At 72.0% G+C, this 17147-nt stretch carries 20 protein-coding genes and 1 riboswitch; of the genes, 10 read left to right on the top strand and 10 right to left on the bottom strand.

What is annotated here, in order from left to right; translation table 11 throughout:
- Positions 1–89: 89 nt before the first annotated feature.
- Positions 90–968 (bottom strand): helix-turn-helix domain-containing protein, encoded by an 879-nt coding sequence (locus SMD20_RS01350; RefSeq protein ID WP_329574000.1) that lies wholly within the window; start codon positions 966–968, stop codon positions 90–92.
- Positions 969–1097: 129 nt separating this feature from the next.
- On the opposite strand from SMD20_RS01350, the gene SMD20_RS01345 reads away from it, so the two are divergent.
- On the top strand, positions 1098–1571 hold the full coding sequence (locus SMD20_RS01345) for an ATP-binding protein (protein WP_329573998.1): 474 nt from the start codon (positions 1098–1100) through the stop codon (positions 1569–1571).
- A gap of 15 nt (positions 1572–1586) precedes the next feature.
- Here the strand turns inward: SMD20_RS01345 and SMD20_RS01340 are convergent, their stop codons facing one another.
- Together SMD20_RS01340 and rsgA are read right to left on the bottom strand one after the other, a co-directional pair.
- Positions 1587–2213, bottom strand: coding sequence for a phosphoribosyltransferase (locus tag SMD20_RS01340; protein WP_329573996.1), 627 nt, complete (start codon positions 2211–2213; stop codon positions 1587–1589).
- An 81-nt stretch (positions 2214–2294) separates the two neighbouring features.
- Positions 2295–3395 (bottom strand): ribosome small subunit-dependent GTPase A, encoded by a 1101-nt coding sequence (rsgA, locus tag SMD20_RS01335; RefSeq protein ID WP_329573994.1) that lies wholly within the window; start codon positions 3393–3395, stop codon positions 2295–2297.
- A 247-nt stretch (positions 3396–3642) separates the two neighbouring features.
- Between rsgA and SMD20_RS01330 the strand changes: the two genes are divergently transcribed.
- The 3 genes from SMD20_RS01330 to SMD20_RS01320 are packed head-to-tail and all read left to right on the top strand — an operon-like array spanning position 3643 to position 5564.
- Positions 3643–4254, top strand: coding sequence for a sigma-70 family RNA polymerase sigma factor (locus SMD20_RS01330; protein ID WP_442942432.1), 612 nt, complete (start codon positions 3643–3645; stop codon positions 4252–4254).
- Positions 4251–4982: an anti-sigma factor family protein gene (locus SMD20_RS01325; protein ID WP_329573992.1), complete on the top strand. Its 732-nt coding sequence runs from the start codon at positions 4251–4253 to the stop codon at positions 4980–4982. Before SMD20_RS01330 ends, SMD20_RS01325 begins: the two co-directional genes overlap by 4 nt.
- A 15-nt stretch (positions 4983–4997) precedes the next feature.
- Positions 4998–5564: a DUF3455 domain-containing protein gene (locus tag SMD20_RS01320; protein WP_442942431.1), complete on the top strand. Its 567-nt coding sequence runs from the start codon at positions 4998–5000 to the stop codon at positions 5562–5564.
- Positions 5565–5744: 180 nt separating this feature from the next.
- Here SMD20_RS01320 and glyA read toward each other — a convergent pair whose 3' ends face one another.
- The 5 genes from glyA to SMD20_RS01295 form a co-directional block, all read right to left on the bottom strand.
- A complete protein-coding gene (gene glyA, locus SMD20_RS01315; protein WP_329573988.1) occupies positions 5745–6995 on the bottom strand; it encodes a serine hydroxymethyltransferase in 1251 nt (416 codons plus the stop codon).
- Between the two features lie 24 nt (positions 6996–7019).
- Positions 7020–7102, bottom strand: a riboswitch (ZMP/ZTP riboswitch).
- Between the two features lie 66 nt (positions 7103–7168).
- On the bottom strand, positions 7169–8272 hold the full coding sequence (locus SMD20_RS01310; protein ID WP_329573986.1) for a serine/threonine-protein kinase: 1104 nt from the start codon (positions 8270–8272) through the stop codon (positions 7169–7171).
- A gap of 6 nt (positions 8273–8278) precedes the next feature.
- Positions 8279–9139 carry a YihY/virulence factor BrkB family protein gene (locus tag SMD20_RS01305; protein ID WP_329573984.1) on the bottom strand — a complete coding sequence of 287 codons (861 nt, stop codon included), beginning with the start codon at positions 9137–9139 and terminating at the stop codon, positions 8279–8281.
- A gap of 139 nt (positions 9140–9278) precedes the next feature.
- Complete coding sequence (locus SMD20_RS01300) at positions 9279–9653, bottom strand: YccF domain-containing protein (RefSeq protein WP_329573982.1); 375 nt, start codon at positions 9651–9653, stop codon at positions 9279–9281.
- 74 nt (positions 9654–9727) lie between these two features.
- Positions 9728–10501 (bottom strand): TIGR03084 family metal-binding protein, encoded by a 774-nt coding sequence (locus SMD20_RS01295; RefSeq protein WP_329573980.1) that lies wholly within the window; start codon positions 10499–10501, stop codon positions 9728–9730.
- Here SMD20_RS01295 and SMD20_RS48310 point away from each other — a divergent pair.
- The 5 genes from SMD20_RS48310 (at position 10491) to SMD20_RS01275 (ending at position 14269) form a co-directional block, all read left to right on the top strand.
- Positions 10491–10844 carry a putative leader peptide gene (locus tag SMD20_RS48310; protein WP_442942430.1) on the top strand — a complete coding sequence of 118 codons (354 nt, stop codon included), beginning with the start codon at positions 10491–10493 and terminating at the stop codon, positions 10842–10844. The genes SMD20_RS01295 and SMD20_RS48310 overlap by 11 nt on opposite strands.
- A gap of 113 nt (positions 10845–10957) precedes the next feature.
- The gene (locus tag SMD20_RS01290) at positions 10958–12646 is read left to right on the top strand and encodes a nitrite/sulfite reductase (protein WP_329573978.1); all 1689 of its coding nucleotides are present in this window, start codon (positions 10958–10960) and stop codon (positions 12644–12646) included.
- A complete protein-coding gene (locus SMD20_RS01285) occupies positions 12643–12786 on the top strand; it encodes an Insertion element protein (RefSeq protein ID WP_329573976.1) in 144 nt (47 codons plus the stop codon). Before SMD20_RS01290 ends, SMD20_RS01285 begins: the two co-directional genes overlap by 4 nt.
- The gene (locus SMD20_RS01280) at positions 12783–13511 is read left to right on the top strand and encodes a phosphoadenylyl-sulfate reductase (RefSeq protein ID WP_020540752.1); all 729 of its coding nucleotides are present in this window, start codon (positions 12783–12785) and stop codon (positions 13509–13511) included. Before SMD20_RS01285 ends, SMD20_RS01280 begins: the two co-directional genes overlap by 4 nt.
- Complete coding sequence (locus SMD20_RS01275; RefSeq protein ID WP_442942428.1) at positions 13493–14269, top strand: sirohydrochlorin chelatase; 777 nt, start codon at positions 13493–13495, stop codon at positions 14267–14269. Before SMD20_RS01280 ends, SMD20_RS01275 begins: the two co-directional genes overlap by 19 nt.
- A gap of 19 nt (positions 14270–14288) precedes the next feature.
- Here SMD20_RS01275 and SMD20_RS01270 read toward each other — a convergent pair whose 3' ends face one another.
- Complete coding sequence (locus tag SMD20_RS01270; RefSeq protein ID WP_329573971.1) at positions 14289–15029, bottom strand: DUF1707 SHOCT-like domain-containing protein; 741 nt, start codon at positions 15027–15029, stop codon at positions 14289–14291.
- Positions 15030–15171: 142 nt separating this feature from the next.
- Here SMD20_RS01270 and SMD20_RS01265 point away from each other — a divergent pair, with 142 nt between their 5' ends.
- Positions 15172–16515, top strand: coding sequence for an ankyrin repeat domain-containing protein (locus SMD20_RS01265; RefSeq protein WP_329573969.1), 1344 nt, complete (start codon positions 15172–15174; stop codon positions 16513–16515).
- 30 nt (positions 16516–16545) lie between these two features.
- Here the strand turns inward: SMD20_RS01265 and SMD20_RS01260 are convergent, their stop codons facing one another.
- Positions 16546–17130, bottom strand: a complete 585-nt coding sequence (locus tag SMD20_RS01260) for an HD domain-containing protein (protein WP_329573967.1) — start codon at positions 17128–17130, stop codon at positions 16546–16548.
- Positions 17131–17147: the final 17 nt, after the last annotated feature.

Here is a 17147-nt window from a genome sequence, read left to right as displayed (position 1 = left end):
TGCGAAAGGACAATACGGCAGCACGAAGACCTCCATATACCGGACGACCAAAAATCCGGTATGGAGTGGATCACAGGGATATCAGCAGGTCATTGAATGAGACGTTCCAGGAAGCGCCGCGTCTCCTTCGGCGTCTCCGCCTGGACGCTGAGCCGGTCCATGACTTCCATGTAGTTGTCGGAGTCGGCAGGTTTGTCCAGGTAGAGGGCGCTGGTGAGCTGCTCCATGTAAACCACGTCGGGCAGCTCCCGCTCCGGGAAGCGCAGGATGCTGAACGGCCCGCCCGCCGCGGCGTGCCCGCCCCGGTCGAACGGCATGACCTGGACGGTGACGTTGCGCTCGGCCGTGACGTCCAGCAGGTGCGCGATCTGGGCCCGCATGATGTCGGGGCCGCCGAGCGTGCGCCGCACCACCGCCTCGTCGATGACCGCCCACAGCGTCAGGCCGCTCTCCAGCCGCCGCTGCCGGGTGGTGCGCAGCGCGACCCGGCGGTCCAGCTCGGCTCTCGTCGCCTTCTCGTGGGCGAGCTCGATGACCGCCCTCGCGTAGCCGGCGGTCTGCAGCAGGCCGGGGACGAACTGGTTCTCGTAGGTGCGGATGCTCGACGCCGCGCCCTCCAGGCCGATGTAGACCTCGAACCACGCGGGCAGCACGTCGCCGTACTTGTGCCACCAGCCAGGGGCGTTGGCCTGCTTGGCGAGGTCGAGGAGCTGCTGGCGCTCGCCGGGGTCGGTGACTCCGTACAGGGTGAGCAGGTCGGCCACGTCACGCTGCTTGAAGCTCACCTGACCGAGCTCCAGCCGGCTGATCTTGGCGTGAGAAGCGCGAATCGAGTATCCGGCGTCCTCGCGCGAGATACCCTTCTCCGTACGGAGCCGGCGAAGCTGGGTTCCGAGCAGGATCCGCAGCACCGTCGGGCTCCCCGGCGCATAGCTGAGAAGCTTCCCCTCCGCGCTCTCTGCGCTCACCGTACCGCTCCTAGATCATCTGCACGTGCAGATGCGATTCGCATCCGTAAACTACGAAAAGTCTTGCATTGGTAAGCGCTCCCCGTAAAGATGGGCATTGGATCACCAGACCGCGCTTCGGGGGCCAGAATGACGACTTTCGACGCTCGGCCGCAAGCCGCCATCGGTGCCCGGCCTCCCGGCTGGCTGTTCTCCATCTTGGTGGACGGCCTCCCCGGTGAGTGTGACGCCGTCTTCCCCTTTCACGAACGGACGGCGCTGGAGCCCGCCTGCGTCGCCACCGCCCGCCGCTTCGTCGACGGGACGCTGGGCTCGTGGGGCGTCGGCGACATCGCCTTCGAGTGCCAGCTCGTGGTCTCCGAGCTCGTGACCAACGCGATCCGGCACGGCGGCGGCGCCGCCCAGCTCCGGCTGCTGACCCACGGCCCCGAGCTCGCCTGCGTCGTGACCGACCACAGCCGCACCGTGCCGGTGGCCGCCACGCCCGACGTGTTCTCCGAGTTCGGGCGCGGGCTGCGGCTGGTCGACGCCCTCTGCAGCGGATGGGGCTGGCTCACGACCGGCACCAGCCGCAAGCTCGTCTGGGCCGTGCTCGCCAACTGATCGCGCGGCCCCGGCTCAGGCCTGCTCCAGCAGGTCCAGCACGTCGGCGTCGGTAAGTTGCTCGAAGTGCACGTACCACTGGCCAACCGCGCGGAAGTCCACCGGCGTGAGCAGCGCCACCACCTCGTCGGCCTCGTGGCGCAACGACTCCACCGTGCCGAGCGCCCCCACCGGCACCGCCAGCGTCACCCTCGCGGGCCCGGCCGCGGCCACCGCCCGCAGCGCCGCCCGCGCCGTGCCGCCCGTGGCCAGGCCGTCGTCCACGACGATCACCTCGCGGCCCGCCAGCGCGGGCAGCGGCCGGTCGCCACGGTAGACGCGCACCCGGCGGGCCAGCTCGCGCCGCTCCTGCTCCACCACGTCCGCGACCGACTCGGGCGTCATGCCGAGCCGGCGCAGCAAGGTCCGGTCGAACACCGGCTCGCCACCCTCGGCGACGGCGCCGACGCCCAGCTCGGGCTGCCGCGGATAGCCGATCTTCCTGGTCACGAGCACGTCCAGGGGCACGCCGAGCCGGCGCGCGATGGGGGCCGCCACCGCCACGCCGCCGCGCGGCAGCGCCAGCACCACGGGATCGTGGACGTCCAGCAGCCGCTCGGCCAGACGCCTGCCGGCCTCGGCCCGGTCCGCGAAGAGCTCCATGCTCTCTGCCCTACCCACCAGCCCCCGTCCCTCGCCCCTCCGGCCCTGGTCAAGGCCGGGAGGGCGGCGGAACGTCCGGCGTCAGGGCCGGCTACGGCCGGAGCGGCGCATCTCCTTCGTGATGATCTTCCACTTGTTCTGCTGCTCCTTGCGCAGCCGCGCGTCCGTCCTGGACGCCATCCAGGCCGCCTCCCGCTGCAGCTTGCGCCAGCTCTCCAGGCGCCGCTCCGGCAGCTCGCCGCTCTCCAAGGCGGCCACGACCGCGCAGCCCGGCTCGCCGTCGTGCCCGCAGTCGCCGAACCTGCACCGCTCAGCCAGCTCCTCGATGTCGGAGAAGACGAGGTCGACGCCCTGGTTCATGTCGTACAGGCCGATCCTGCGGATGCCCGGCGTGTCGATGACGATGCCGCCGCCGGTCAGCGGGATCAGCTCCCGGTGCACGGTGGTGTGCCGGCCGCGCCCGTCGGCGGCGCGTACCTGCTGGGTTTCCATGACCTCCGCGCCGGCCAGCGCGTTGACCAGGGTGGACTTGCCGGCCCCGGACGGGCCGAGGATGACCGCAGTGCGGGAGCCGCCGAGGTAGGAGCCAACCAGCTCGACCCCCTCGCCGCGGAGCGACGAGACGGCGTGCACGTCCACGCCGGGCGCGGCCGTGCGGACGTCGGCGAGCAGGTCGTCCAGGCCGTCGTCGAACAGGTCGGACTTGGTGACGAGCACGACCGGCGTGCCGCCGGACTCCCAGGCGAGCGCGACCAGCCGCTCGATACGGCCGAGGTCGGCGAAGTCGGTGGAGTGCATGGACGGCTCGGCGACGAAGACCACGTCCACGTTGGCGGCGAGCACCTGGCCCTGGCCGTCGCCGGACAGGCCACCGATCGAGTCGCGGCTCACGCCGCCACGGACGAAGGCGGTGCTGCGCGGCAGCACCGCGTCGAGCTCGTAGCGGCCCTCGGGCAGCAGCCGCAGCGCCGCCCAGTCGCCGACGCAGGGCAGCGCGACCGGGTCGGCCGCCGAGGCCCGGCGTACGGGCGCGGAGTAGCGGACGTGGTGCTGGCCGTCGGCCGCGATCACCTCGGCGGCGCCGCGGTCGACCCTGGCCACGCGGGCGGGGACGGTGCCGTCGGGCAGCTCGGCGGCGCGCGAATCGGTCCAGCCGAGCAGGGAAAGGTCAAAAGAAGACACTGGAGTGAGAACCTTTGATCGAGAAGGAAGAGAAGAGCCGGGGCGGCGTCAGCCGCGCACCCGGAGGTGGACGGACGGAACGCGGAACAGGGCGACCCGCATGGTCCTCACCTCCTCGATCGTTCGAACGGGACGACTCTACGCATCCCGCTTCCCGCAGGCAAACCTTTTTGGTCTGGCGTTTCGTTGAACCGCGCCAGGCCGGCTCCCCGTACCTCCTCGCGACGGACACGAGAAAGGGGAGCACATGCGGACGAGCACGTACCCCCCGCCCTCGGCCGACGGAGCCACCGCGCAGGGCAAGCCGCGCGCACGCCACTGGATCCGGCGCGTGCGACCGGAGCACGAGGTGCCCGACGACGAGGTGGCCGTGTCCGCGCTCTACCGGGAGTATCACGGCCCCCTGATGGGCTTCGTGATCCGGCTGACGGCGGGCGATCGGCAATGGGCGGAGGACGTGGTGCAGGAGACCATGATCCGGGCCTGGCGCAGCGCCGAGCGGCTCGATCCCGACGCGGTCTCGCTGATGCCCTGGCTCGCCACGGTGGCCAGGCGGATCGTGATCGACGACCGGCGCCGCAGGGACGCACGCCCGCGGGAGTCGGGCGACGGGCCGCTGGAGAGCATGCCCGTTCCTGACGAGATGGAGGGGCTGCTGCACCAGGTGGTCGTGACAGAGGCGCTGAAGGCGCTGTCGCCGGCCCACCGCGAGATCCTCAACGAGACGATCCTGCGGGACCGGTCGGTGAACGACGCCGCCGCGGCGCTCGGCATCCCGGTGGGCACCGTCAAGTCCCGCGTGTACTACGCCGTGCGCGCGCTGCGGATCGCGCTGGAGGAGAGGGGGGTGACGGCATGACGGCGGGAGTCGAGCACACGGACGTGGGCGTGTACGCGCTCGGCCTGCTCGAAGAGGAGGACAAAGCGGCGTTCGAGACCCATCTCCTGCACTGCGGCGGCTGCCGGGCCGAGCTCTCCGACCTGGCGGGGGTCGCCAGCGCGCTGGACGGCCTCGGGCCCGTGCGCGACCTGTTCCCGTCCGGCGACGACTCCGCGGCCGGCCCGGCCATCGACCTGATGCGCCGGAAAAGGGCCGCCGACCGGCGGACGCGCAGGGGGACGTTCATCATCGGGATGGCCGCCGCGGTCACGCTGGTGGCCGGCGGGCTGACCGTCGGCACGCAGCTCGCCGGGGGCAGCACCGCCCAGCTCGCGCGGGACCACTCCGGTCACGCCAGCCACATGGGCCCGGCCGAGCAGTTCTACGCCGACGGGCGGCCCATCGAGGGCAAGGGCGTGGACGGCGTCACCGGCGGGCTCGTGGTCGAGTCCAAGGGCTGGGGCACGCACGCCGCGCTCAGGCTGGCCGGCGTCAAAGGGCCGCTCCAGTGCGAGCTGGTCTCGGTCGGCCGGGCGGGCGAGCGGCGGGTGATGACCGGCTGGGCCGTGCCCACGGCCGGGTACGGAGTGCCGGGTTCGCCCGATCCGCTCTACATGCACGGTGGCAGCGCCACACCGTTGAAGGAGATCGACCACTTCGAGGTGGTGACCTCGACGGGCAAGCGGCTGCTGACCGTCCGGGTCTGAACGCGGGGGTTGTCCATGTCCGTACGAAGGTCAGCCGTTTCCTGCCTGATGCTGGCCGCCGCGCTGCTGACCGCGCCCGCGCCCGCCTCGGCGGACGACGGTCCTGCGGATCAGCGGGGACGAGATCGCCTTCGCCGCCCGCTGGAACGGCGTGCTGAACGGCCCGGACCAGGCCACCCTCACCGCGGCGACGACCCCGCAGGGACGGGCGACCTGGTGGCTGCAGCCCGCGGGCGCCGCCCTCGCGTACGCCGCGTCCTGGTCCGGCGCCCCCACGCCCGTGACCGGCGGTCTGGTGGCGCGCGAGGGCGTCACCAGACCGGCCGTGGCGACCCTGTTCGCGGGCGCCCTGCCGGAGAACGTGACCGGCGTCTCGGGGGTGACGCCGGTCCCGCCCGAGGTCCTGCGGCGGATCGCCGCCGCCCCCGCCCGCTACGAGGGGGCGCGGCCGAGGGGCTGCTCGCGCGGGCCGTACAGGTCCTGCGGGTCAACACCACGGGCGGCACGCCCCCGGCGGGGCCGTGCGAGCCCGGGACGGAGGTCAGGGCGCCCTACGGCGCCGACTACGTCTTCCTGAGCTGAGGCCCGGCGGGGGGCGACTCGGTCCCGTCCCCCGCCGGCCGTCCCCGGCCGCGTGGCGCTCCCCGGAGCATCGCGCGGCCACCGCGAGCGGGGCGATCCGGCCTGCTCCGCTCGCGCCGGGCGCCCCGCCGCACACGGAGCCCGTGCGGCGGGGCGTTCGCGGCTTGTTACAGGCCGGGTTTACAGGCCGGGGGCCGGGAACTGCGAGGTGAGCTCGCTGACCTCGCGGTGGACGCGGGCGATGACGTCCTCGGCGTCGCCCTTGGCGAGGGCGGTGACGACCTCGTCCATCCAGGCGCCGATCTGCCGCATCTCGGCCTCGCCCATGCCGCGCGAGGTGACCGACGGCGTGCCGATGCGGATGCCCGACGGGTCGAACGGCTTGCGCGGGTCGAACGGCACCGTGTTGTAGTTGGTCTCCAGCCCGGCCCGGTCGAGCGCCTGGGCGGCCGGCTTGCCGCCGATGCCCTTGGGCGTGAGGTCGAGCAGGATGAGGTGGTTGTCGGTGCCGCCGGAGACGAGGTCGAACCCGCGGCTGGCCAGCTCGTCGGCCAGGGCCTTGGCGTTGGCGACGATCTGGTGGGCGTAGTCGCGGAAGGCCGGCTGGGCGGCCTCGTGCAGCGCGACGGCGATGGCGGCGGTGGTGTGGTTGTGCGGGCCGCCCTGGAGGCCGGGGAAGACGGCCTTGTTGAGCGCCGTGGCGTGCTCGTCGCTGGTCGCCATGAGCATGGCGCCCCGCGGGCCGCGCAGCGTCTTGTGCGTGGTGGTGGAGATCACGTCGGCGTGGCCCACCGGGGAGGGGTGGGCGCCGCCCGCGACGAGGCCGGCGATGTGCGCGATGTCGGCCGCCAGCACGGCGCCGACCTCGCGGGCGATGGCCGCGAAGCCCTCGAAGTCGATGGTGCGCGGGATGGCGGTGCCGCCGCAGAAGATGAGCTTGGGCCGGTGCTCCAGGGCGAGCTCGCGGACCTCGTCGAGGTCGATGCGGCCGGTGTCCTTGCGCACGCCGTAGCGGACGGAGTTGAACCACTTGCCGGTGGCCGAGACCGACCAGCCGTGGGTGAGGTGGCCGCCGAAGGGCAGGCCCATGCCCATCACGGTGTCGCCCGGCTGCAGGAACGCCAGGTAGATGGCGAGGTTGGCGGGCGAGCCCGAGTAGGGCTGGACGTTGGCGTGGTTGACCCCGAACAGCGACTTGGCGCGATCGATGGCCAGCGTCTCGATCTGGTCGATGACCTGCTGGCCCTCGTAGTAACGCTTGCCCGCGTAGCCCTCGGAGTATTTGTTGGTCAGGACGGTGCCGGTGGCCTCCAGCACGGCCTTGGAGACGTAGTTCTCCGAGGCGATCAGCTTGACCGTGTCGGCCTGACGGCGCTCCTCGGCCTTGATGAGGTCGGCGATCTGCGGGTCGACGCTAGCGAGAGAACCCATGACTCCCCTGTCATCGTTGACGACTGCGAAGACCCAGGCGCCCGGCCTCCGCTCCTTTCGCTCCCTGGTGGTCGATCCCACCCAATGCGCCAGTCGCGTCTCGCTGTAGACGATAGCGGATGCGGCGGTGGGCTTTCCCCGCTCCTATCAGCGCATCCGCCCCGCTCGTACGGTCACGCCGGCGTGATCGGGACGTCGCGCAGGACGCCGAGCACCCTGAGGTCGACGTCGACCTTGTCCACGTCCTCGGGGACGTTCTCGAAGATCGCGTACATGCGCATCCGATCCCCGCCGCCGAACGACGCGGCCCCCATCTCGGTGCACTGGCAGGAGCCGATCTTGCGGGCGGGGTGGATCGGTTCCGCGACGCCGGGCGGGATGAGGTTGACCGCCGAGACGGAGAAGTCGAGCGCGCCGTTGCCGAGCCGGGTCAGCGCGTCGATCCGCACGCCGAGCCTGCTGCCCGCGGCGTCGAGGGTGGCCGCCACGGTGGGCTCGCCGGACCCGCCTCCCCGTTCCTCCCAGGGACGGAGCACCGCGAGCGTGGCGGCCACGCCGAGCACGGCCGCGGCGACGCCGACCAGGACGGTCGGCAGCAGGCGCCGCCCGGCCGGAGGGGGCGGCGGGGCCTGCCGCGTGGACGGGGTGACGACGGGCGTCCAGGTCTCGGAGACCGCCCTGGTGACGGCGTCCACCGGCACCGCCGAGCGCCCCATGAGCAGGTCCATGAGCTGCTGGGCGCTCGGCCGCCTGGCCGGGTCCTTGTCGAGCGCCCGCTCCACGAGCGGCCGGATGCGCTCGTCCAGCCCGTCCAGCGCGGGGGCATGGTGGATCACCCGGTAGACGACCTCCGCCACCCCGCCGGTGCCGAACGGCGGGCGGCCGGTGCCCGCGTACGCGACCAGCGAGCCCCAGGAGAAGACGTCGCTCGCGGGCGTGGCCTGCTCGCCTCTCGCCTGCTCGGGCGACATGTACGCGGGCGTCCCCATGCCCTGGGCCACGGTCGCGGGCGCGTCCCCGGAGGGCTCGGCGAGCTGGGCGATGCCGAAGTCGATGACCCGGGGCCCGACCGGGCTGAGCAGCACGTTCGACGGCTTGAGATCGCGGTGCACGACGCCCGCCTGGTGGATGGCGGTCAGCGCGGTGGCCACCCCGATGGCGAGCGCCTCCAGGTTCGCGCCGGTCAGCGGCGCCTGGCGGACCACGGCGGAGAGGTAGGGGCCCTCGACGTACTCGGTGGCGAGGTAGGCGACGCCGCCGTCGAACCCGGCGTCCAATCCGCGCTATTTGGTACGGCTTTCTCCCGGCCACAGCCGATCGACCTCGGCGTTGAGAATCGCCCCGATGAGCACGGCGAGAGCCGTGATGTAGAGCCACAGCAGCACCGCGATGGGGGCGGCCAGGGAGCCGTACACGGAGACGGGCGAGAACCAGGCGGCCAGCACGGCGCGCAGCACGGCGGCGCAGACGATCCAGAGGAACAGGGCGAGGATCGCGCCGGGCAGCTCGCGGAACCACCGGGTGCGCACCGGGACGCTGACGTGGTAGAGGACGGTCAGGAAGAGCACCGACCCGATGGTGACGACGGGCCAGTAGAGGATGTCGATCATGACGCCGTACTGCGCGGGGAGCGCGTCCTTGAGCAGCGTCGGGCCGACGACCAGGATCGGCATGATGATGATCGCGATGACCAGGCCCACGATGTAGAGGCCGAAGGACATGAGCCGGGTGCGGATGATGCCGCGCTCCTCGCCGAGGCCGTAGGCGACGGAGATGAGGTCCACGTAGACGTAGAGCGCCCGCGATCCGGACCACAACGACAGCAGGAAGCCCAGCGAGATGATCGACACCTTGCTCGCGTTGTCGCTGAGCACGTCGGTGATCAGCGGGTTGACGACCTTGTTGACCGCCTCCTGGGTGAACAGCAGGCCGGCCTGATGGATCACCCAGGTCTTGACCTCGTCGACCACGCCGCCGCCCACCCAGGTGCCGATCTTGCCGAGCACCCCGATCAGGCCGAGCACGAACGGCGGCAGCGACAGCAACGCGAAGAACGCCGCCTCGCCGGCCAGCCCGGTCACCCGGTAGGCGACGCCGGCGTTGGTCGACGCCCGGACGATCGCCCACGCGTTGGTGTCGAGCACCCAGCTCAGCGTGGCCCGGGCATGCCTGACCAACCCTTTTTTCGGCCGCTTTTTCAGCCGGGGAGGCGCATCGGTGGACGTCATGGCACCCAACGTTCGCAGTGGTTCTTCGGGACAGCTTACGTCCCTGGCCCCTGCCCTAGTCGATGTCCACGATGCGGGCTCCCAGCGGAAGAAGGGAGACGGGCACCAGCTTGAGGTTCGCCACGCCCATCGGGATGCCGATGATGGAGAGGAACAGCGGGATCGAGGTGACGACGTGCCCGATGGCGAGCCAGACGCCGGCGACCACGAACCAGATGATGTTGCCGATCAACGAGAACACCCCGGAGTCCGGGTCGCGCACGACGGTGCGGCCGAACGGCCAGAGCGCGTACGCCGCGATCCGGAACGAGGCGATGCCGAACGGGATGGTCACGATCAGGATGCAGCAGATGATCCCCGCCAGCGCGTAACCGATCGCCAGCCAGATCCCCGCGAACACCAGCCAGATGACGTTCAGCAGAGTGCGCATATCTCCAGCATGTCACCCCCTGGAGGGCCGCCGGCATCGGGGAACCACCCTGATCGCACCCTGAGGACCCCCGGTCAGGAGGAGCGCGGCGGCCGTCCCTCGCCAGGCGGTCCCGCGAACGCCTGGGCGATCTCCATCCAGGCCCGCGCCGGCTCGCCGACGAGCTCCAGACCGGTGTCCGACAGGTGGATGCGCTGGGTGACGGCGAGGCAGAAGTCGAGCATCGGGCCGCGTACGACGCTCGCGGCGTCCGCGGGGCCGGCCGTCCAGACGCCGCCGCCGGGCATGACGAGCTCCACCCGCACCGGCTCGGCCGGCGGGGGCAGGCCGCGCACGGCGAAGCCGTACGGCCGGGCGCGGTAGCCGATCGTGGCGACGTGCCTGAGCCGGTCCGTGGGCTCCCTGACGACGCCGAGCGCGTCGGCCACGTCCTGGCCGTGCGCCCAGGTCTCCATGAGGCGCGCGGTGACGAAGGAGGCGGCCGACATGGGAGGCCCGAACCAGGGCACCCGGTCGCGGGCGTCCAGTCCGGCGAAGACCTCCATGCTGCGCCCGCGCGCGGCGCGGAACCACTCGCGCAGCTCGGCCGGCGTCATGCCGCGCGCCTGGCGGGCGAGGTCGTCCACGGAGGTGACGCCGGACAGGCCGGCCGTGAAGCCGTCGGGGTCGGTGACGGCCCGGGTGGCGGCCTCGTCGAACCAGGCCAGATGGCTCACCTGGTCGCGGACGGCCCAGCCCGCGGCGGGCGTGGGAAGCTCCCAGTCGTCGTCCTGCAGCGGCTCCAGCAGCCGCTCCAGTGACGCGGTCTCGGCGCGCAGGTCGTCGAGCAGCTCGGCCATGAGGTCCACGCGCGCCAGCCTAACCCGAGCAACGTTCTGGGAGAATAATCGGAGACGTGATCTGCGAGAGCTGCAAGGACAAGCGCCACGAGGACTGCCGCGGCGGTTCCTGGTGCGACTGCCAGCACCAGAGCCCCGATCGGCCGGTGGAATCCGAGCTCGACTGGCCACGCCAGGGGTAGCCCCCGAAAGCGGCCCTGAACTCGGACAGTCCCACACTCTGGACCCGGTCTTGGACATCCCGGACCCCCAAGGTATCGTCGGAGACATGCCAGCGGACCCCATGCTCGTCGGTCGACGCCACGTCGACCTCCAGCGTGTCCGCAGTGCCATCTGTTGCGACGCCCGCTAACTCCTGCTTTTTCTCTGCCGCTGAGCGCGTCGCGACCCTCCTGGAACTTCCTGCCCCTCGATGACGAGGCCAGGTAGGGCCCTTGCGCGCGCCCATGAATCGAAGGACGCGCAATGAGCACCCCTGCCAGCCGCACACCCGCCAGCCGGCATCACAAGCGCCCGCGTGGCGAGGGCCAGTGGGCTCTCGGCTACCGGGAGCCGCTGAACAAGAACGAGGAGAACAAGAAGAACGACGACGGGCTCAACGTCCGCCAGCGCATCATCGACATCTACTCCAAGCGCGGGTTCGACTCGATCGACCCGGCCGACCTGCGCGGCCGGATGCGCTGGTACGGCCTCTACACCCAGCGCAGGCCCGGCATCGACGGCGGCAAGACCGCGGTGCTGGAGCCGGAGGAGCTCGACGACAGCTACTTCATGCTGCGGGTGCGCATCGACGGCGGCCAGCTCGACCTGGCCCAGCTCCGTACGATCGCCGACATCTCCAACGAGTACGGCCGCGGCACCGCCGACCTGACCGACCGCCAGAACATCCAGCTCCACTGGGTGGAGATCGAGTCGGTGCCGGACATCTGGGAGCGGCTGGAGGCCGTCGGCCTGTCCACGACGGAGGCGTGCGGTGACACGCCGCGCGTGATCCTGGGCTGCCCGCTGGCCGGCATCGACGTCGACGAGGTGCTGGACGCGAGCGAGCAGATCCGCGAGCTCCAGGAGCGGGTGATCGGCAACCCGGCGTACTCGAACCTGCCGCGCAAGTTCAAGTCCGCGGTGAGCGGCTGCCCGGCGCACTGCACGGTGCACGAGATCAACGACGTGGCCTTCGTCGGCGTGGTCAACGAGCACGGCGAGGCCGGCTACGACCTGTGGGTGGGCGGCGGCCTGTCCACGAACCCGATGCTCGGCAAGCGCCTCGGCGCGTTCGTCCGGCCCGAGCAGGTGGCCGACGTGTACGAGGGCGTGATCGGCATCTTCCGCGACTACGGCTACCGCAGGCTGCGGCACCGGGCGCGGATCAAGTTCCTGGTCAACGACTGGGGCGTGGAGAAGTTCCGCGAGATCCTGGAGACCGAATACCTGAAGGCGCCGCTGCCCGACGGGCCCGCCCCCGAGCAGCCGCGCGGCAGCCGCCGCGACCACGTGGGCGTCTTCCCGCAGAAGGACGGCAACTTCTACGTCGGCTTCGCCCCCAAGGTGGGCCGGCTGGACGGCGACGCGCTGCACAGGATCGCCGACATCGCCGAGCGGCACGGCTCCGGCCGGGTGCGCACGACCGTCGAGCAGAAGATGGTCATCCTCGACGTCGCGCCGGACCAGGTCGACTCGATCGTGGCCGAGCTGGAGGCGAGCGACCTTCAGGTGCGTCCCTCCACCTTCCGCCGCCAGACGATGGCGTGCACCGGCATCGAGTACTGCAAGCTGGCCATCGTCGAGACCAAGGCCACCGCGGCCCAGCTCATCGACGAGCTGGAGCGCCGGCTGCCCGAGTTCGCCGAGCCGCTGACCATCAACGTCAACGGCTGCCCCAACTCGTGCGCCCGCATCCAGGTCGCCGACATCGGGCTCAAGGGCCAGCTCGTCGTGGACGAGAACGGCGACCAGGTCGAGGGCTACCAGATCCACCTGGGCGGCTCGCTCGGCGTCAACGCCGGCTTCGGCCGCAAGGTGCGCGGGCTGAAGACCACCGCCAAGGCCCTGCCCGACTACGTCGAGCGGGTGGTGAAGAACTTCGACGCCCAGCGCAAGGAGGGCGAGTCGTTCGCCGACTGGGTGCAGCGGGCCGACGAGGCGGACCTGCGATGAGCGAGCGCGCGGTTCCCTTCCACTGCCCCTACTGCGGTGACGAGGACCTGGAGCCGTACGAGGGCGACGGCGGCTGGTACTGCCGGTCCTGCGCCCGCGCTTTCAAGCTGAAGTTCCTGGGAATCGGAGTGACGAGATGACGCTGGTGGACATCGAGGTCGGTTTAAGAGATCAGCGCGGCACGCTCGACCTGCAGGACATCGTCGAGTCCGCCGCCACGTTCCTGGAGGGCGCCACCGCCAGGGAGATCATCCGGTGGGCGGCGGCCACGTTCGGCGACCGGCTCTGCCTGACCTCCTCGATGAGCGACGCGCTGCTGATCGACCTGGTGAGCAGGGTGAAGCCGGGCGTGGACGTGTTGTTCATCGACACCGGCTACCACTTCGCCGAGACCGTCGGCACGCGGGACGCGGTGCGCCAGGTCTACGACGTCAACGTGATCGACGTGAAGCCGTCGCGTACGGTGGCCGAGCAGGACCGCGACCTCGGGCCGCGGCTGTTCGGGCGCAACCCCGACCTGTGCTGCTACCTGCGCAAGGTGGAGCCGCTGAACCGGGCGCTGGAGCCGTACCTCGCGTGGATCTCCGGCATCCGGCGGGACGAGTCGCCGGCCCGCAAGGACGCGCGGGTCGTCGAGTGGGACGCCAAGCGCCAGATGGTGAAGGTCAACCCGATCGCCGCCTGGACGCAGGAGGACGTCGACAACTACATCGCCGACAACGGGGTGCTCATCAACCCGTTGCACTACGACAACTATCCCTCGATCGGGTGCGCGCCCTGCACGCGGCAGGTCGCCGAGGGAGAGGATCCGCGCAGCGGGCGCTGGGCGGGCCTGGGGAAGGTCGAATGCGGCATTCACCTGTGATCCCCGGAAGGGGTCTCGTCCCGTTGGCAGGCGGGGCGGCCCCCGGCCGCGTGCCACTGGTGGCGGTGGCGCACGGGTCGCGTGACCCGCGCGCCGCCGCCACCGTGGCCGCGCTGCTCGACCAGGTGCCGCTGGACGTGCGGGTGGCGTACCTCGACCACTGCGCGCCGACGCTCGGGCAGGCCCTGCACGGCCTGGAGGAGGCCGTGGTGCTGCCGCTGCTGCTCACCGAGGCCTACCACAGCCGGGTGGACCTGCCGGCGGCGCTGAACGAGGCGCGGGCGCACCAGCCCCGGCTGCGCGTCCACTACGGGACGACGCTCGGGCCGCACCCGCTGCTGCGGGCCGCGCTGGAGCGGCGGCTGGCCGAGGCGGGCGTGCGCCCCGGCGACCCGGACACCGCCGTGGTGCTGGTGTCGGCCGGGTCCAGCGACGCGCGCGCGAACGCGGTCGTCTCGCGCATGGCGCGCGAGTGGCGGCGCGGCGGGTGGTGGACCGTACGGGCCGCGTACGCCTCGGCCGCCGGGCCCACGCCCGCGCAGGCCGTGGCGGAGCTGGTGCGGGCGGGCGCGCCCCGCGTGGTGGTGGCGCCGTATCTGCTGGCGCCCGGGTACTTCGCCGACAAGGTGCGGCGGGAGGCGCTGGAGGCGGGCGCCGCCGTGGTGGCCGACGTGCTCGGCGCCGCGCCCGAGCTGGTGGACGTGCTGCTGGAGCGGTACGAGGGCGCGCAACGCGACCCGGTGTCCCTGGTCGGCTGATCCCCGCCCTTGGGGTGTGTCAGTAGCCGCGCCCGAGGCCGTCACGTCCCATGCCGTCGCGCTCGCCGCCGAGCTGGCGGCGCAGCTCGCGGCCCTCGTGCCGGAGCTGGCGGCCGAGCTCGCGCCAGTCGTCGCCGTGCAGCTGCCGCCAGTGCTCGCGCCAGGCGGCGAACCCGCGCCGCAGCGGCTTGGCCCGCGAGTCGCCGACCACCTTGACGTCGCCCATCACGGCGTAGGCGTGCACCCGCACCACGGGGACGTTCATGCCGGGCGCGGCCTCCAGCACGTCGATCTTCTTGTCACCCATGATCGCCATGCCGTCGAGGTCGACGTGGACGCCGTCGGGGACGATGATCTTCACGTCGCCCATGACGGAGACGGCCGTGATCTCGACCATGTCGGTGCGCACCTCGGCCTCGCGCAGGTCGAGCAGCACGTCGCCCATCACGGCGACCGCGCCGAGCTCCTGGTCGATGCGCCACGAGCCGCGCCGCTTGGTGTCGCCCATCACCCCGACGAACCACCGCCGCTTGCGCTCCGGCCGCGCGGACGCGGGCGACGGCGCGGCCACGGCGCCGCCGGACGGGAGGTCCTGGGTGAGCAGCGCGAGCTCGGCATGCGTGGTGGCGGAGTAGGCGGCCTCCGTGCGGTCGGTCAGCTCGACCAGCGTGAGCCTGCCCTCCACCGAGGCGACGCGGAGTTGTTCGACAACGGCCTCGCGCTCGGCGTCGGACGCGCGGACCCCACCAGGATCGGTCATACTCGCAACATATCGCGTTTCGCCGGCGGCTGACTCCTCCCCCAGGAGGAGTTGCCGCCCCGCCGAAGGATGCACGCCCCCGCGCCGGGGACCCGTCGCGGCTTGGCCCGGTGTGTGGCCTCGCCAAGCTAGGGTCCGTGTCATGCATGAGGAACAGCTCTACCGCGCGGCGTTGAACGGCGAGACCGACACGGTGGCCAAGCTGCTCGCCGCCGGCGCCGACCCCAACAGGCCCAGCGAGGGCGAGGAAGAGGGCCTGCCGCTCTGCGCGGCCGCCGCATGGGACCGCGAAGAGGTCGCCGAGACGCTGCTCGCCGCCGGGGCCGAGGTGAACGGGCGGGAGGCCGGCGGCTGGACCGCGCTGCTCTGGGCGGCCGCCAACGGCCAGGCCGGCGTCGCCCGGCTGCTGGTGGAGGCGGGGGCCGACGTCGACGCCACCAACGACGACGGCGACACCCCGCTCACCCTGGCCGCCAGGCGCGGCGCGCTCGGCGTGACGCAGGTGCTGCTGGAGGCGGGCGCGGACGCCGGCAAGTACGACGGCGACGGCGACACGCCGCTGGAGATCGCCGCCGACTGGGTGGGCGTGCACCTGGAGAGCGCGCTGCTCGACCAGATCGAGCAGGACGGCTGGGAGTACGTCGTGGCCCGCCAGTACGCCAAGGACGGCACCGAGCTCGTCACCGTGGCCGGCCGCTCCCCCGACGGCGAGCGCAGCGAGCAGGTCCAGGCGCAGCGCGGCCACGCCGCGATCGCGACCCTGCTGGAGGAGGCCACGGAGGTCGAGACGCCGGTCGAGCGGCTGGTCGCGCGGGCGCTGGCGCACCGCGACGTCGACGAGGACGCCGAGACCTGGTGGGTCGTGGCCGACACGCTGGCCAAGCGGGCCGACGACGACACCTACGAGGCGCTGGCCCGGCTGTGCGTGAGCGAGGACGCGAGGGAGCGCGAGTTCGGGGTGGACGCGATCGCGCAGTTCGGCTTCGCCGACGGCGAGAAGCCCTACCTGGAGCGTACGCTGCCGCTGCTGCTCAAGATGGTCACCACGGAGAGCAACGAGCAGGTGCTGCGCTCGGTGCTGGCCGCGCTCGGCCACCAGGGCGATCCGCGGGCGCTGCCGGCGGTGCTCGACATCATCGGGCGCCCGGAGCACAAGCGCACGATGACCGACCCGATCGCGCTGGCCGACGTGCTGCCGCCCGACCACGAGGAGGGGCTGGCGCTGCTGATCGAGATGAGCGAGGACGACGAGGCCGAGGTGCGCGACTGGGCGACGGCCGGGCTGGCCGGGCTCGACGCCGACACGCCGCGCATCCGCGAGGCGCTGGCGGCCCGGCTGGGCGACGCCGACCTGCGTACGGTGGCCGAGGCCACGCGCGGGCTCGCCGTGCGCGGCGACGACCGCGCCGCCCAGGGGACCGCGCGGGTGCTCGCCGAGAGCGACGACGAGTACGCGCGCGACCTCGTCACCCAGCCCCTGGCCTGACCGGCTCCGCCGGAGACGGTCAGGGGACGGTCAGGGGACACCGCCGCCGTTGAGCACGCGCACCACCCAGTCGAGGGTGCCCGTGCTCAGCGCCTCCTCCGCCAGCCGCTTGCCGGTGGTGGTCGTGATCGCGGCCAGCGAGCTGTCGATCCACCCTTGCGTGTTGTGGTTGCCCTGCTCGCGGTACTCGACGGCCTGGAGGAGGCATTCCAGCTTGTCGGCGTCGCGCGCGCAGACGGCCTCGATGCTGGTCTTCTCCTCGTACTCGGCGACCGCGTCGCGCACCATGTCGGCCACCGGCCCGGCGACGTCACGCGTCTGGTCGGCGGTGACCTCCTCGTTGGAGGCCGCCTTGAGATAGCGCTTGCCGAGGTAGGGGATGTCGGTGACGCGCGTCTCCTGCGAGTCGTGGAACAGCGCCATGAACGCCGCCCGCTGCGGGTCGCCGCCCTCCAGTTGAGCGATCACGGCCGCGATGACCGCCGTGCGGAAGGAGTGGTCGGCCACGCTCTCCGGGTCGCGTACCCCGGCGACCAGCCATCCCGTGCGCTTGTAGCGCTTGAGCAGACCGAACTCGTACAGAAGGTCCGTCAGCCCTGTCACGTCGCTCGCCACGATGAGCCCCCTCTCGT

The organism is Nonomuraea sp. LP-02 (assembly GCF_036289125.1).
Taxonomy (GTDB): Bacteria; Actinomycetota; Actinomycetes; order Streptosporangiales; family Streptosporangiaceae; genus Nonomuraea; species Nonomuraea bangladeshensis.
This window is presented reverse-complemented; position numbering and strand designations above follow the sequence as displayed.